The sequence below is a fragment of the Micromonospora sp. C81 genome (assembly GCF_018070425.1).
In the GTDB taxonomy this organism is placed as follows: domain Bacteria; phylum Actinomycetota; class Actinomycetes; order Mycobacteriales; family Micromonosporaceae; genus Micromonospora; species Micromonospora zamorensis.
This window is the reverse complement of the sequence record NZ_JAGPXS010000032.1, coordinates 1-13,008: the sequence shown is the minus strand read 5'-3', so window position 1 is coordinate 13,008 and position 13,008 is coordinate 1. Positions and strand designations below refer to the sequence as shown.

The window sequence follows — 13,008 nt, the reverse complement described above, 5'->3', positions numbered from 1 at the left end:
CCTATCCCTTGACTGCGCCGGAGGTCAGACCGGACACGATGCGGCGCTGGAAGAAGAGAACGAACAGGATGATCGGAACGGTGATCACCACGGCGGCGGCGCAGATCGCCCCGGTGGGGTCCTCGAACTGCGACTCGCCGGTGAAGAACGACAGGGCGACCGGCACCGTACGGGCGCGTTCGGTGGAGGTCAGCGTGATGGCGAACAGGAAGTCGTTCCAGCAGAAGATGAAGACCAGAATCGCCGTGGTGAACAACCCGGGCGCGGCCAGCGGCGCGATCACCCGCCGGAACGCCTGCCCCTGCGTGGCCCCGTCCATCTTCGCGGCCTTCTCCAGGTCCCACGGGATCTGCTTGAAGAACGCCGACAGCGTGTAGATCGCCAGCGGCAGCGCGAAGGTGATGTACGGCAGGATCAGCCCGGGCCAGGTGTCGAAGAGGCCGAGTTGCCGCTCGATCTCGAACAGCGGCGACACCAGCGACACCTGCGGGAACATCGCGATCAGCAGGGAGACGCCGACCAGCAGCTTCTTGCCCGGGAAGTCCAGTCGGCTGATCGCGTACGCGGCCATCGCCCCGAGCACCACCGCGATCAGCGTGGCGATCAGCGCGATGCCGATGGAGTTGACCAGGGCCCGGACGAACTGGTCGGTGTCGAAGATGGTCTTGTAGTTGTCCAGCGTCCACTCCCGGGGGATGAACTTCCCGTCGGTGAGGGTGGCCGGCGTCTTGAACGACAACGACGCGATCCACAGCACCGGGACGAGCGCGAAGACGACCACCAGGACGTCCAGCAGCCCCCAGCGCACCTTCGCCCGGGTGGTGGTTTCGGTACCGGTGGCCATGTCAGCGCCTCTCCCCGTCGTCGCTGCCCGGGGCAGCGGTGCCGAACAGCTTCACGAAGACGAAGGCGATGATCGCCACGGTGATGAAGATCAGCACCGACATCGTCGAGCCGATGCCGAGGTTGAGACCCCGGATCAGGTTGTTGTAGGCGAGCATCGACACCGAGGACGTCTCGTTGCCGCCGGCGGTCAGCACGAAGATGTTGTCGAAGACCCGGAACGCGTCCAGGGTGCGGAACAGCAGCGCGACCAGGATCGCCGGCTTCATCACCGGCAACATGACCTTGGTGAACTTCTGCCAGGCGGTCGCGCCGTCGGTCGACGCAGCCTTGAGCAGGTCCTCCGGCACCAGCGCCAGCCCGGCCATCAGCAGCAGCGCCATGAACGGGGTGGTCTTCCAGATCTCCGCCAGCATGATGATCGCCAAGGAGCTGGCCCGCTCGGTGAGCGGCGCGCCCTCGCTGAACAGGTTGGCCAGGTAACCGGTCTCCGGCGTCCAGGCGTACCGCCAGGAGAACGCGGCGACCACGGTGACGATCCCGTAGGGAATGAGCGCCGAGGTCCGGACCAGGCCGCGCCCGATCAGGGTGCGGTGCATGATGATCGCCAGGCCCATGCCGAGCACCAGCTCGACCGCCACGGTGACCACCGTGATCAACGCCGTCACCCCGAACGCGGTCCACCAGAACTCGTTGGTGAGCACAGTGACGTAGTTGTCCAGTCCGATGAACTCGCGCTGGTCGGGAAAGCGCAGGTCGAAACGCTGCAACGACAACCAGACCGAATAGATGATCGGGTACGCGGTCACCAGGACCATGACCAACGCGGCGGGTGCGCAGAGAAGCAGACCCAACCGGCGTTCGGCCTTCTTGTTCTCACTCAACGGCCCCTTGCCACGGCCGCCGCGTTGGGTGGGCACAGTGGCGCGCTGGCCAGTGGATTCCCTGGTCTCGTCGGCGGCGACATCAGCGCCGGTCGGTGTGGCGTTGATACTCACGGCAGCACCCCCTTCGACTGGAGGGCATCGGCGATGGCGCCACGCAGCTCGTCGGCGGTCTTCTGTGCGTTGATCGCCGACGGTGGCGACAGGATCGCCGACATCACTGTGGAGATGCTCTGGTAGGCGGGGGTCAACGGCCGGGTGGCCGGGTCCTTCAGCTCCTCCAGGATGGTGTCCTTCATCGGGTACGCCTCGGTCATCTCCGGGTCGTCGTAGACGGCTTCGATGGTGGGTGGCACACCGTCGTTGATGGCGGAGAACTTCTGGTGCTCGGCGCTGCGGATGCACCGCGCCGCCTCGAAGGACATCTCCGGGTGCTTGGAGTAGGAGCTGACCGCCAGGTTGACGCCACCGATGGTGACCTTGCTGGGGGTGCCCTCGTCGATGCCGGGGATCCGCGCCCAGCCGACCTGCTTGGCCAGCTCCGGGTTGGCCTCCTGCATGGCCGGGTAGACGAACGGCCAGTTCACCTGGAACGCGCCCGAGCCGGACTGGAACTCCAACCGGACCGGGTCCTCGGTGGCGTTGCTGAACGACGGCGAGGTCACGCCCGACGTGGCGAACTTCTTCAACTGCTCCAACGCCCGCACCGTGCCGTCGTCCATCACGGCCTGCTTACCGTCGTCGCTGAGGATCTTTCCGCCGGCACTCTCGGCCAGGGTGTTGTAGAGGACGACCAGACCCTCGTACTGGGCGCCCATGGTGAGCACCCGGTACGGCTTGTCCTGGTCCTTGAGCTGCTGGGCCGCGCTGATCATCTGGTCCCAGGTGGTCGGCGGCTGCGGCACGAGGTCCTTGCGGTACCAGAGCAACTGCACGTTGGTGTTCTTCGGTGCCGCGTACAGCTTGTCCTCGTAGCGGGCGGTGTCCAACGGCCCGGCGAGGGTGCCCTGCTCGACCTCGGCCTTGTCCTGGCCGGTCCACTCGCGGATCCAGTCGGCGCTGGCGAACTCCTGGGTCCAGGTGACGTCCAGGCCGAGCAGGTCCATGCCGCTGTCCTCGGCGGCCAGCCGGCGCACCATCTGCACCCGCTGGTCATCGGCCTGCCGGGGCAGCACCCGGTAGGCGATCTCGTAGCGCCCCTGGGCCTGCGCGTTGCAGTCGTCGACGACCTTCTGCAGGTTCTGCTCCGGCGGGTAGTACAGGTTGAGCGTCGGTGGGCCACCAGCGTCGTCGGCGCCGCACGCGGCCAGCGGTGCGACCAGCGCCAGCGTGGCAGCCGCCGCCCCAAGCCGAACAATCGGCCGGCGTCGGTGTCGAGCCGTTTCGGGGTCCGTCATCGCCCTCCCCCTCTCTTCGGCGAAAACCGGGGAGGGGCCATCCGTGCCCCGGCGCACGGCGAGACGATTCCGGGCCAGGGAGCTGCGGAAACACCCCGACCCGGATGCTCCGTGCGGCTACTCTGCCCCACCTGCGGAGTCGCGAAACCTGGCTGTCACACCGAGAGTGCGCACAGCGACCGGCCCTGTGTGCCCTGCGCCCCGACACCGCTCATGATCGACTCGGCCGCATGAACGAACCGCCCCAGCCGGGCGTGATCGACTCGGCTTCCTGGACCGACAGCCCTACCAGCGCACGATCAACTCGCCTTCCTGAAAGTCGCGCTATCAGCGCGCCAGAGAACCCCGCCTTTCAGAAAGGCGAGTCGATCACACGCTGAGACGGCGGGCCTGCCTGACGGCAGAAGGCGCAAGAGTATGACAGGTGTATGCTGCGCGTATGACAGAGCCTCAGCGCCGCTTCACGATCTCCGTCCCCCCGGACGTGAGTCAGATCCTGGAGAGCCAGGGCAACCGCATGGCCAGTGCCTACGTCACCGAGTCGGTGCGTCGGCGCAGGCGGGTGGAGCAGCACAAGGAGTTGTTGCTCGCCGCCGGCATTCACGTTACTGAGCAGGGTGTCGCGGAGTCTCGGGCCCGCCGCCTGGGCGTCGAGGCCGAATGGTCCTCGGAGCGGTTCGAGGCGGAGCGCGCCAAGATCCGCGCCGCCATGGAGGCCGAGATGAACGGCGACGACACTGCGCCCCGCGCCGACGCCGCATGACATCAGAGACAACACCACCTGTCCGGCTCATCCTGGACCGGTCGGCCCTGCTGGGATACGCCGTCCTCCGGACGGTGCACGTGGGCGAGCCCGTCCACGAGGTGATTGAGGACGGCGTGCGGTTCGGGGTGCCGGTGGTCGCAGCGACCGAGGCGTTGACCATGGCGACCGGCAAGGACCTGGCCCTGCTGCACAAGCTGCTGGCCCTGACTTCCTGCGCGTTGCTGCCCGAGCGGGCGGAGGATCTACCGGAGCTGACCTTCTGGCAGCGCAGGACCCGCCGTTTCGACCTTGCAGCGGCCGCCGTTGCGGGCCTGACCCACGATGCCGCGGTGCTCACCGGCGAGGGGCCCGGATACTCCGACGGGGTGCCTCTGATCCACTTTCCGGGATGAACAACAGCGGGCCGAGCGTCAGCCCCGGGCTCTGGCCCAGGAGAGGAAGCGCTCGGTCATCCTGGTCGGTGGATGATCCGGGTGGAGTTGGGTGAGCTGGTTCGTCGCCTCGTGCATCAGAGTGCCGAGGTAGATCAGCAGTGCGGTCCGGTTGGCCCGGTACTCCGTCAGCAGAGCGAGCTTGGCCGGTTGGCAGGGCGGGACCGTCACCGACTACGTACTGGAGGAACTGCGTCTGTTCCGGACGGGGTTCGGGCTCAGTCAGGACGACTTCGGCAGGGGCATCGGTTATTCGGGTTCGCACGTCAGCTCGGTGGAGACCGGCGGGCGACCGCCCACGAAGGAGTACATGAGGGCGGTCGACACCCACCACCAGACCGCGGGACGTTTCCTCCGCATGCTGGACGGGTTGGCCCGGCTCGACGCCGAGCCGGCCTGGCTGCGCGAGTGGATCGAGTTCGAGCGGGAGGCGACCACGCTGCGCTGGTTCGAGCTGGCGTACGTGCCGGGCCTGCTCCAGACCGAGCGGTACGCCCGTGCGACGCTGGCCGGTGGCCGGTTCGACGCCGAGGATGTGGACCGGATCGTCGCCTCCCGGCTGGAGCGCCAGGCGATCCTGCAACGGCCGCGCCCGCCGCAGCTCATCGCCGTGCTGGACGAGGCGGTGCTGCGCCGGCCGGTGCTCGACCAGCCGGGTCTCATGGTCGAGCAGTGCGAGCACCTGGTCCAGTTGGCGACGGCGGAGCATATCCAGGTGCACATCGTGCCGGTGGATGCTGGGATGTACCTGGGGCTCGCCGGTCAGTTCATCATCGCCGAGATGCCCGACGGTGAGCGGGTGGCTCACGCCGACAACCAGCTCACGGCGCAGTTCGTCGATGCACCGACCGACGTCGCTAAGCTGGCGAAGACGTGGGAGATCGTGCGGAATGAGGCGCTCCCCCGCCGGCAGTCAACCGAGCTGATCAAGGGAGTGGCGAAGTCATGGGCATGTTGACCCCACAGTGGCGGAAGTCGACCCGGTCCGGCGGCAACGGCGGGTCCTGCGTCGAGGTCGCCGACAACCTGCCGAGCGTGGTGCTGGTGCGCGACACCAAGGACCGCGACGGCGGCACCCTGCACGTCGATCCGACGGCCTGGAAGGCGTTCATCCGCTACGCCAAGCAGCACTGAGCCACAGACATGATCGCGCGCTTCAAGGACCTCTGTCTGGACGCCGCCGACCCACTCGCCCTGGGCGCCTTCTGGGCCCGGATGCTCGACGGTGACGTGGCCGATGCCGGCGACGGCGATACCCGGGTGGACCCGCGCTCGGCGCGCTCGAACGCCGAGTCGATCTGGGTGAACCGGGTGCCCGAGCCGAGGGTCGGCAAGACCCGCGTACACCTGGATCTGCGGTTGGCCGACGCGGACCCGGCGGCGCTGCTCGCGGACGGCGCCCGACTGGTCCGCGAGCCGAGCGGCGAGGTGACCTGGTGGGTGCTGGAAGACCCGGAGGGCAACCCGTTCTGTGCGTTCCCGGCCCGCGACGGCGCCCGGCCGGGCCCGTTCGAGCTGGTCGTCGACTCGATCGACCCGGTCGCGCAGGCGACCTGGTGGGCCGGGGTGGTCGGCGGCACCGTCGAGGACGAGGGGACCCACGCGGGGGTGGTCGGCGCGTCCGGGTTCCCCTGGGACTACTGGGTGTTCGCCGGGGTGCCCGAGCCGAAGACGGTCAAGAACCGGCTGCACTGGGACGTCGACCTGGTCGATCCGGAGCCGACCGCGCTGCTCGCCGCAGGTGCGACACTGCTGCGGGAGCCGGTCGACAAGGCCCACTGGTGGTGGGTGCTGGCCGACCCGGAGGGCAACGAGTTCTGCGCCTTCACGCCGCGCCCAACCGGGTGAACGACCGACTACCGAGCGCGGGCGACGTCAGCTAGCGTTTTCCTAGCGCCGCAGTCAGCGCGTTCGCCGCCGCCGTCGACACGCCTCCGGCCGACCCCCAGCCTGCCCGATCGGTTGGTAATCGCGGGAACGTCCCACCGCCGCTGCCCCGGTTCGGCAGGATCGTCCCAACGAGGAGGTGCCGTCGTGCAGGACACCCGCGCTCTCGCCCTGACGTTCGAGGTGAGCGGCCTGCCACCGGTCAAGACCGAAGCGTTGTCCATCTTCGCCGCCGGGCATCGGCAGGCGACGAGGGTCCGCACCCTGCTCCAGGCCGCTCTCACCGCGGCCCAGCGCACCGGCTGGACGCCGTTGCCCGGGCCGATCGAGGTGGACCTGGTCCTGCGCTGCCCGCCCGGGCACCGTACGGCCGACGCCAGCACCCTGCTCGGCGGCGTCTGCGCGGTCCTGCAGGACAAGAAGCGGGTGTCGTCCATCGGCCTCACCCACCTCGGCGTCCTGGTGGACGTCGCCCTCTACACCGACGACCGGCAGATCCGCCGATTGTCGTACCACGAGGAGCCGGCGGAGGACTTTTCGTACCAGGTGCGGGTCGCCGCCGTACCGACCGGGGTTTGACGGACGTCCGCGGTGGGGTACCGCGGACGCCGACGAAGGGAGCACCGATGTCGGAGCCACATGTCACGCTCGACCCCCGCGGGCTCGACCCTGTGCAGCAGAAGCTGCGGGGCCCGCTGGAGGACCAGCTGACCTCGGCGCTTCAGGCGGCCACCGACCGGATCCGCAGCGGTTACGCCGGTGAACCGGTCGAGCAAGTCTGCCAGCGACTGTTGGAGGAGACCCGCTCCGGGTTGCATCCCGACATCGCGGCCGGGTTCAACCCGGACATGGACGAGTTCTGCAAAGTGGCGGTGGCGATCGTCCGGGGAGGCGAGGTTTCCTGAGCTGGTGCGCCGCGACGCGAACCCCTCATTCCACAACGGTGCGGTTGGGTCCGCCTGACCGATGAGCTCCGGCACCGATTCGTGGGCCGGATCAGGACCGGGTCCGCAACTACCCGGCCCTGACCCCCGGCTGTCCGGCAGAGGAGCGAACAGCTACGGCGCCCCGCCGCTCGGGCGTGGCACGGGGCCACGCGCGGCAACGGGGACAGCCGGCCGCTCTGCACTCAGCTCCACGGTGCCCACCCGCCGAACGCCGGTGCGCCCCGACACACCTCGAAGGGTCGTGGACGCCGGCCCAGGCTAGGCGGGGCCACGACGGCCGGACAAGCCGAGCCGTACGGCCCGGGGCGTGACTTACCCCAGGGTGAAAAACCGGCATGTGGGCGTAACACGATCATGATCGCGGGCGCTGTTCGGCTTCGGTGGGGTCAGAAGTGCCGCAGCAGGTCGCGGAACGAGGCCAGCCGCAGGACGCCGGTGTCGGTCGGGTCCAGTTCGTCGTCCTCCAGCACCCAGGTGTTCTCGTTCGGGATGAACACCGCGTTGAGCCCGGCAGCCCGTGCCGGCAGGATGTCCGACTTCGGGGAGTTGCCGATCATCCAGGCACCGGACGGGTCGAAGCCGTGCTCTCGCACCAGCCACCGGTAGGTCTCGACGTTCTTCTCGGCGACGATGTGCGCGGCCCGGAAGTGGTGCAGCAGGCCACAGGCGTCGAGCTTGCGCTGCTGCTCCGCCTGATCCCCCTTGGTCAGCAGCAGCAGCTCGTGGCGGACGGCCAGTTCGTCGAGCGCCTCGGCCACACCGGGCATCAGCTCCACCCGGTGTTCGACGAGTGCCACGGCCAGTCGGTCGATCTCCTGACGCTCGAACTCAGTCGCGGGCCGTTCGCGCAGCCGCTCCAGGCACTCCGCCAGACTGCGCAGGAACACCTTGCTGCCGTAGCCGTGCGCCACCGCGTTGGCCCGCTCGATGTCGTCGAGAACGGCCCGCAACTCGGCCCGGTCCAGGGTGGGGTGGTCCAGCCAGGCCAGGAAGTCGTCGATCACCCGCTCGAAGACGACGTTGTTCTCCCATAACGTGTCGTCCGCATCGAAGATCAGCACCTTCGCCTGCCGCCGCCCCGTCGCGTCCACCGTCATGCCGCCAGCTCCTCGTGATCAACTCCTCCGACGATCGGGGACTTTAGGGCAGATCGTCCGACGTACCCAGCGACTTTCCGCCCACCGGTCGGGGCCACCGCAGCAACCGTTCCGCGATCATCGTCTCCCGCTCCTCCTGCGCGTCGGGGCGCAGCCGCCCACCCCTGGTCAGCATCACCACACCGTGCAGCAGGCTCCAGCCCATCTCGGCCAGCACGTCCGGGTCACGCCCCTCGGCCAGCGGGGTCAGGGCCGCCCGCAGCTCGGCGAAGACCGCCCTGGGCGCGGCCGGCACGCCATCGACGCCGAGGGCCAGGTCGGGGGTCAGCGCGAGCATCGCGTCATAGACCTCGGGATTCGTGTACGCGAAGTCGAGGTACGCGGTCGCCACCGCTGGCCAGGCCCCCTCGGGACCGTCGACGGCTTCCGCGTGCGCCTCCGCCAGGTCGGCGGCCAGGTCGGCGAAGGCGCACACGGCGACGGCGGCGAGCAACGCCTCCAGATCCGCGAAGTGCCGGTAGAGGTCTCCGACGTCGATCTCGGCCCGCTCGGCCAGCCGTCGGGTGGTCACCCCCGCCCAGCCCTCCGCCTCGGCCAGCTCTCGCGCGACCGCGACGATGAGGTCGCGCCGGTCCTGTTCGGTGGCCTTCTCGGCAGGTCCGGGCACGCCCACGAGCGTAAGGGTGCACACCCCTCGTAGCTGCCCGGTGACGGATTGGTGACTGTTGGGGGGTGGAAGGCCCTGCGGCCGGGCTCTTTCTCCGCGTGCCACAGCCCACCCGTTGCTCGTTGAGCGAGGAGATCACCGGGACGGGAGGGCACGTGGTCGTTCGACGGCACCGGCCCTTGGCAGGCCGATGAGGAGGCAGTCCAGCGACGGGCTGCTGCGCAGCGGGGCCACTCGGCAGCGGGCGACCTTTCTGGAGCTCTTCCTCGACCTGGTCTTCGTCTTCGCCCTCACCCGGATCTCCGCTCGCCTGATCGCCGACTTCACCGACGGCCAGCGCGGCGTCTACGCGGGCCTCGGTCAGGCTCTGCTGCTGTTCCTGGCGCTGTGGGCGGTCTGGTCGGTGACGGTCTGGTCGACCAGTTGGCTGGACCCGGAGGCACCGGTCGTCCAGACCGTGATCGTCATGACCTTGGTCGGCTCCATGACGATGGCCGTCGCGGTGCCCAACGGCTTCGGCACGCGGGCCGCACTGTTCGCCATCACCTTCGTGACCCTCCAGATCGGCCGAGTGGTCTACTTCCACGTCGCCGGGCACGGCCGACCGGATCCGCAACAGTCCATCCGGATCCTGTTCTGGTTCGGCTTGAGCGCACCGCTCTGGGTGGTCGGCGGGCTGGTCAACGACGGCACGGTTCGCGCGGCTCTCTGGACCGCCGCCGTGCTGATCGACTACACCGGGCTGTTGCTCGGGTGGCCCACCCCCCGGCTCGGCGCGCAACGGCTCGGCGTCCAGATGATCGCGGCCGAGCACCTGGCCGAGCGCTACCAGCAGTTCCTCCTCATCGCGCTCGGCGAGGCGATCTTCGTCATCGGGCTCGCCTTCAGCGGCAGCGAGTTCCACGCCGACCAGACGGGCGGATTCGTCCTGGCGCTGGCGAGCACCGTCCTGCTCTGGCGGATCTACTTCCATGCGGCGGGAGGGGTGCTGGATGCGGCCATCGACCGCTCCCGCAACGCCGCACGGCTCGCTACCGAGATGGCGTTCGCCCACATGGTCATGATCGCGGGGATAGTGCTGACCGGCGTCGGCTTCGAACTGTTCATCACCGAACCGCTCGGGCACCTCCCGGCGGTCTGGCTCATCGCCATCCTCGGCGGCCCCGCGCTCTTCCTCGCCGGACGCTCGGCCCTGGAATACCAGGTGTTCGCCCGGGTTTCCCGCTCCCGGACAGCCGGCCTGCTGGCCCTCGGCCTGCTGGTGCCGGTGACGGTGCACCTCGCACCACTCACCGCCGGCGCCGCGGCCGCCGTGGTGCTGCTCGGCGTCGTCACAGCGGACACACGGCGCTCACGTCGACAGCCAGCGGAGACGCCCACGCCTCCGTTCTAGTTGCCGAGGGCCGAGGGCCGCGGCTCACCGGCGCAGCGCGTTCTCGCTCCGCATGTGCGACAACTTCTCCGGGTTACGCACGGCGTAGAGCCCGCTGACGAGGCCATCGTCGATGCGCAGTGCCACTACCGTGTCGATCTCGCCGTCGGATCGGAACACCAGCGCCGGGAAGCCATTCACCTGGGCCGGGTGCAGCGACAGGGCAGCGACCTGGAACTGCCTGCTGGCCAACAGTCGGGCCACCTTGTCAGCCCCGGCGACCGGCCGCAGCAGCGCCTGTCTGATACCGCCGCCGTCGCCCACGAGCACGACATCCGGCGCGAGGACGTCGAGCAGGCCCTGCACGTCGCCGGTCTCGATCGCCCGCTGGAACGCGTCGAGCACCCGCCGGGTGTCGGCCGCGGAAACCACTCCCCGGGGTCGACGCGCGGCGACATGCGCCCGCGCCCGGTGGGCGATCTGGCGGACCGCGGCCGGGCTCTTGTCGACAGCCTGGGCGATCTCGTCGTAGGCCAGGTCGAAGACCTCACGGAGTACGAACACCGCCCGCTCGATCGGAGCGAGCGTCTCCAGCACCAGCATCATCGCCATCGAGACGCTCTCGGCCAGTTCGACGTCGTCGGCGACGTCGGGGGTGGTCAGCAGCGGCTCGGGCAACCACGAGCCGACGTAGGACTCCCGGCGCCGGCCGACCGTCCGCAGCCGGTTGAGCGACTGGCGGGTGGTGATCCGGACCAGGTAGGCGCGCTGATCCCGCACCATCGCGAGGTCGGCGTCCGCCCACCGCAGCCAGGTCTCCTGGAGTACGTCCTCGGCGTCGGCGGCCGAGCCGAGCATCTCGTAGGCGACAGTGAAGAGCAGGTTCCGGTGTGCGACGAACGCGTCGACAGCAGGGCCGCCCTCACTCATGACTTCTCCCCCGGCTTCCATGCCGCCTCCAGTCTCGTCGATCTCGGCTGCGCCGCCCACAGGACACCGCTCCCCCGCCTGGTGTGACACCGCCGCGCCGTGCGCCGCGTCACGTGTCGAGCCGTCACAACGAGCGGGCCGGCGGTGTCTCGTGTTCGACCCGAACCGGAAGGAAGATCATGAACCTGGCTCTGTGGATCGCGGCCGGACTGTTGGCCGCAGTCGCCCTGGCCGGCGGCATCACCAAGACGTTCGTACCTAAGGAGAAGCTGGCCCGGGCCAACGGCGGAGGGTGGACGGCGACCGCGAGTGTCGGCTTCGTCAAGACCCTCGGAGTCCTCGAAATGCTGGCCGCGGTCGGTCTGACCCTGCCCGCCGTGCTGGACATCGCACCGGTGCTGGTGCCGGTGACCGCCGTCTGCTGGGTGCTGCTGATGATCGGCGCGATGATCACCCACCTGCGTCACAACGAGGCGAAGTTCATCGTGCTGAATCTGTTCTACCTCGCCCTGGCCGCCTTCGTGGCCTGGGGCCGACTCGGACCCGAGCCCTTCTAACGGAATGACCTGACCCGGGAGACCCGTTCCCGGCCGCCAGATCCGCGCCCGCTCCTCCCAGACCTCAGCGAGAATCGGCCCTGGTGGATTGATGGGACGGCTGCCATGATCGCTCGGTGTCCCTGTGGGAGGCCGTCTCGCGCTTCGGGCCGCCGCTGCTCATCGTCATCGGCGCCTCGGTTGCTGTGTACGGCGCAAGCTCCGACTCACCGAAACATTTCTCCCGGCCACGCGGCTGGCAGTGGGCGTGGGTGGGCCTCTGGCTCATGACAGCTGGTGAGGCGGCGTTCGGCGACGACCGACCGTGGTTCGAGCGTGCCTGGAAGGGCGCCACCGCACTGCTCGTCGCGGTGGCTGTCGCAGTCGCGGCATTCCGCCGCCACCGATGGAGCGCCGGGCAGGTTGCTAGGGACGACTAGCGCGTTTCGCGTTCTGCACGCGAGTTCGCGGTGGGGCAGACCGGAGAACCTGGCACACGAGACGGGCCTCACCGAGGAGTAGAGCCTGTCTCCGACGTTGTTCGACCCCGGGTTCGTCTACGTGGGAGCCCGCGCCAAGGAGGGCAAGCCGACGATCCACGTCGGCTACCGGTGAGCCTGCCGGGGTGCGCGGGGGTCAGCGGTCGAACAGTGTCTTGATGCCGTGGGTTTCGAGCAACGTGGGCAGCGGGTCCGCGAGGTGCCGACGCCTGGGCCGCCAGATGCGCCCCACGTTGATCGACGCGTTCGGCCCCGGCACGTCGTAGGGACCGCCTCGGGGGTAGACCGACAGGCTGCTCCCCCACATCCCCGCGTCCATCCAGCCCATGCGCTCGATCTCATTCCAGGCGTACGAGCGGCGCAGGCCACCGCGATCGCGGATCAGCAACCCCAGATCGTCAGCGAACACCGCGTTTCGCCGACGAGTGAAGGCGACGATGATCGAGGCGGCGCCAAACGCCATGACGGTCCAGTTGACCAGGTCGAAGAGCACCCCGACGACGATCATCACGACCAGGGCCGCGCTCGGGATCGCGATGGCGGGCCAGGCCCGCGACTGCCCGAGGACGTGGACTTCACCCACCGGTTTCACCGACTCCCCCACAGCCGATGACGATAGTGAAGGAAGCGCATATTCGCGCCGTGAGCGGCGGGGCTCGGATGCACCTGCAAGATTCGCGCACTTTCCCTGATGTTGCTGCCTTCGGCGGCTCCGAGACAGCAACATCAGGGAAGTTGCGCGGATCTTGCG

General features: G+C 69.0%; 18 protein-coding genes. 10 read left to right on the top strand and 8 right to left on the bottom strand.

The window, feature by feature from the left end; translation table 11 throughout:
* Position 1: 1 nt before the first annotated feature.
* The 3 genes from KBX46_RS31345 to KBX46_RS31335 are packed head-to-tail and all read right to left on the bottom strand — an operon-like array spanning position 2 to position 3,124.
* On the bottom strand, positions 2-844 hold the full coding sequence (locus KBX46_RS31345; RefSeq protein ID WP_088949122.1) for a carbohydrate ABC transporter permease: 843 nt from the start codon (positions 842-844) through the stop codon (positions 2-4).
* Position 845: 1 nt separating this feature from the next.
* Positions 846-1,841 (bottom strand): sugar ABC transporter permease, encoded by a 996-nt coding sequence (locus KBX46_RS31340; protein ID WP_308159754.1) that lies wholly within the window; start codon positions 1,839-1,841, stop codon positions 846-848.
* Positions 1,838-3,124, bottom strand: coding sequence for an ABC transporter substrate-binding protein (locus KBX46_RS31335; RefSeq protein ID WP_210795625.1), 1,287 nt, complete (start codon positions 3,122-3,124; stop codon positions 1,838-1,840). The genes KBX46_RS31340 and KBX46_RS31335 overlap by 4 nt, the downstream gene beginning before the upstream one ends.
* A gap of 439 nt (positions 3,125-3,563) precedes the next feature.
* On the opposite strand from KBX46_RS31335, the gene KBX46_RS31330 reads away from it, so the two are divergent.
* Complete coding sequence (locus KBX46_RS31330; protein ID WP_141910344.1) at positions 3,564-3,887, top strand: hypothetical protein; 324 nt, start codon at positions 3,564-3,566, stop codon at positions 3,885-3,887.
* Positions 3,884-4,282 carry a hypothetical protein gene (locus tag KBX46_RS31325; protein ID WP_210795623.1) on the top strand — a complete coding sequence of 133 codons (399 nt, stop codon included), beginning with the start codon at positions 3,884-3,886 and terminating at the stop codon, positions 4,280-4,282. Before KBX46_RS31330 ends, KBX46_RS31325 begins: the two co-directional genes overlap by 4 nt.
* 18 nt (positions 4,283-4,300) lie before the next feature.
* Here KBX46_RS31325 and KBX46_RS31320 read toward each other — a convergent pair whose 3' ends face one another.
* Positions 4,301-4,492 (bottom strand): flavin reductase, encoded by a 192-nt coding sequence (locus KBX46_RS31320; protein ID WP_210795621.1) that lies wholly within the window; start codon positions 4,490-4,492, stop codon positions 4,301-4,303.
* On the opposite strand from KBX46_RS31320, the gene KBX46_RS31315 reads away from it, so the two are divergent.
* The 5 genes from KBX46_RS31315 (at position 4,464) to KBX46_RS31295 (ending at position 7,113) form a co-directional block, all read left to right on the top strand.
* The gene (locus KBX46_RS31315; protein ID WP_210795619.1) at positions 4,464-5,279 is read left to right on the top strand and encodes a helix-turn-helix transcriptional regulator; all 816 of its coding nucleotides are present in this window, start codon (positions 4,464-4,466) and stop codon (positions 5,277-5,279) included. The two genes, KBX46_RS31320 and KBX46_RS31315, sit on opposite strands and share 29 nt — an antisense overlap.
* Entirely contained in the window at positions 5,273-5,455 is a 183-nt protein-coding gene (locus KBX46_RS31310) for a DUF397 domain-containing protein (protein WP_141912837.1), read from the top strand. The genes KBX46_RS31315 and KBX46_RS31310 overlap by 7 nt, the downstream gene beginning before the upstream one ends.
* Positions 5,456-5,464: 9 nt before the next feature.
* Positions 5,465-6,169 carry a VOC family protein gene (locus KBX46_RS31305; RefSeq protein ID WP_099855597.1) on the top strand — a complete coding sequence of 235 codons (705 nt, stop codon included), beginning with the start codon at positions 5,465-5,467 and terminating at the stop codon, positions 6,167-6,169.
* Between the two features lie 186 nt (positions 6,170-6,355).
* Positions 6,356-6,787, top strand: coding sequence for a hypothetical protein (locus tag KBX46_RS31300; RefSeq protein ID WP_088949126.1), 432 nt, complete (start codon positions 6,356-6,358; stop codon positions 6,785-6,787).
* Positions 6,788-6,834: 47 nt separating this feature from the next.
* Positions 6,835-7,113: a hypothetical protein gene (locus KBX46_RS31295; protein ID WP_210795617.1), complete on the top strand. Its 279-nt coding sequence runs from the start codon at positions 6,835-6,837 to the stop codon at positions 7,111-7,113.
* A 428-nt stretch (positions 7,114-7,541) separates the two neighbouring features.
* Here KBX46_RS31295 and KBX46_RS31290 read toward each other — a convergent pair whose 3' ends face one another.
* Together KBX46_RS31290 and KBX46_RS31285 are read right to left on the bottom strand one after the other, a co-directional pair.
* Complete coding sequence (locus tag KBX46_RS31290; RefSeq protein ID WP_210795615.1) at positions 7,542-8,252, bottom strand: HAD family hydrolase; 711 nt, start codon at positions 8,250-8,252, stop codon at positions 7,542-7,544.
* Positions 8,253-8,295: 43 nt separating this feature from the next.
* Complete coding sequence (locus KBX46_RS31285) at positions 8,296-8,919, bottom strand: TetR/AcrR family transcriptional regulator (RefSeq protein WP_307871442.1); 624 nt, start codon at positions 8,917-8,919, stop codon at positions 8,296-8,298.
* Between the two features lie 190 nt (positions 8,920-9,109).
* On the opposite strand from KBX46_RS31285, the gene KBX46_RS31280 reads away from it, so the two are divergent.
* Complete coding sequence (locus tag KBX46_RS31280) at positions 9,110-10,312, top strand: low temperature requirement protein A (RefSeq protein WP_210795613.1); 1,203 nt, start codon at positions 9,110-9,112, stop codon at positions 10,310-10,312.
* Positions 10,313-10,336: 24 nt separating this feature from the next.
* Here the strand turns inward: KBX46_RS31280 and KBX46_RS31275 are convergent, their stop codons facing one another.
* A complete protein-coding gene (locus tag KBX46_RS31275) occupies positions 10,337-11,221 on the bottom strand; it encodes an RNA polymerase sigma-70 factor (protein ID WP_210795611.1) in 885 nt (294 codons plus the stop codon).
* A gap of 179 nt (positions 11,222-11,400) precedes the next feature.
* On the opposite strand from KBX46_RS31275, the gene KBX46_RS31270 reads away from it, so the two are divergent.
* A complete protein-coding gene (locus KBX46_RS31270) occupies positions 11,401-11,778 on the top strand; it encodes a DoxX family protein (protein WP_210795609.1) in 378 nt (125 codons plus the stop codon).
* A gap of 116 nt (positions 11,779-11,894) precedes the next feature.
* Positions 11,895-12,197 (top strand): hypothetical protein, encoded by a 303-nt coding sequence (locus KBX46_RS31265; RefSeq protein ID WP_210795607.1) that lies wholly within the window; start codon positions 11,895-11,897, stop codon positions 12,195-12,197.
* Positions 12,198-12,393: 196 nt separating this feature from the next.
* Here KBX46_RS31265 and KBX46_RS31260 read toward each other — a convergent pair.
* Positions 12,394-13,008, bottom strand: a 615-nt coding sequence (locus tag KBX46_RS31260; protein ID WP_210795605.1) for a hypothetical protein, incomplete at its 5' end; no start/stop codon positions are given.

Excerpts from the sequence above, each read along its gene's own strand:
- KBX46_RS31345 (WP_088949122.1), bottom strand. The coding sequence starts at position 844 with ATGGCCACCGGTACCGAAACCACCACCCGGGCGAAGGTGCGCTGGGGG.
- KBX46_RS31335 (WP_210795625.1), bottom strand. The coding sequence starts at position 3,124 with ATGACGGACCCCGAAACGGCTCGACACCGACGCCGGCCGATTGTTCGG.
- KBX46_RS31330 (WP_141910344.1), top strand. The coding sequence starts at position 3,564 with ATGACAGAGCCTCAGCGCCGCTTCACGATCTCCGTCCCCCCGGACGTG.
- KBX46_RS31325 (WP_210795623.1), top strand. The coding sequence starts at position 3,884 with ATGACATCAGAGACAACACCACCTGTCCGGCTCATCCTGGACCGGTCG.
- KBX46_RS31310 (WP_141912837.1), top strand. The coding sequence starts at position 5,273 with ATGTTGACCCCACAGTGGCGGAAGTCGACCCGGTCCGGCGGCAACGGC.
- KBX46_RS31305 (WP_099855597.1), top strand. The coding sequence starts at position 5,465 with ATGATCGCGCGCTTCAAGGACCTCTGTCTGGACGCCGCCGACCCACTC.
- KBX46_RS31295 (WP_210795617.1), top strand. The coding sequence starts at position 6,835 with ATGTCGGAGCCACATGTCACGCTCGACCCCCGCGGGCTCGACCCTGTG.
- KBX46_RS31290 (WP_210795615.1), bottom strand. The coding sequence starts at position 8,252 with ATGACGGTGGACGCGACGGGGCGGCGGCAGGCGAAGGTGCTGATCTTC.
- KBX46_RS31280 (WP_210795613.1), top strand. The coding sequence starts at position 9,110 with ATGAGGAGGCAGTCCAGCGACGGGCTGCTGCGCAGCGGGGCCACTCGG.
- KBX46_RS31275 (WP_210795611.1), bottom strand. The coding sequence starts at position 11,221 with ATGAGTGAGGGCGGCCCTGCTGTCGACGCGTTCGTCGCACACCGGAAC.
- KBX46_RS31270 (WP_210795609.1), top strand. The coding sequence starts at position 11,401 with ATGAACCTGGCTCTGTGGATCGCGGCCGGACTGTTGGCCGCAGTCGCC.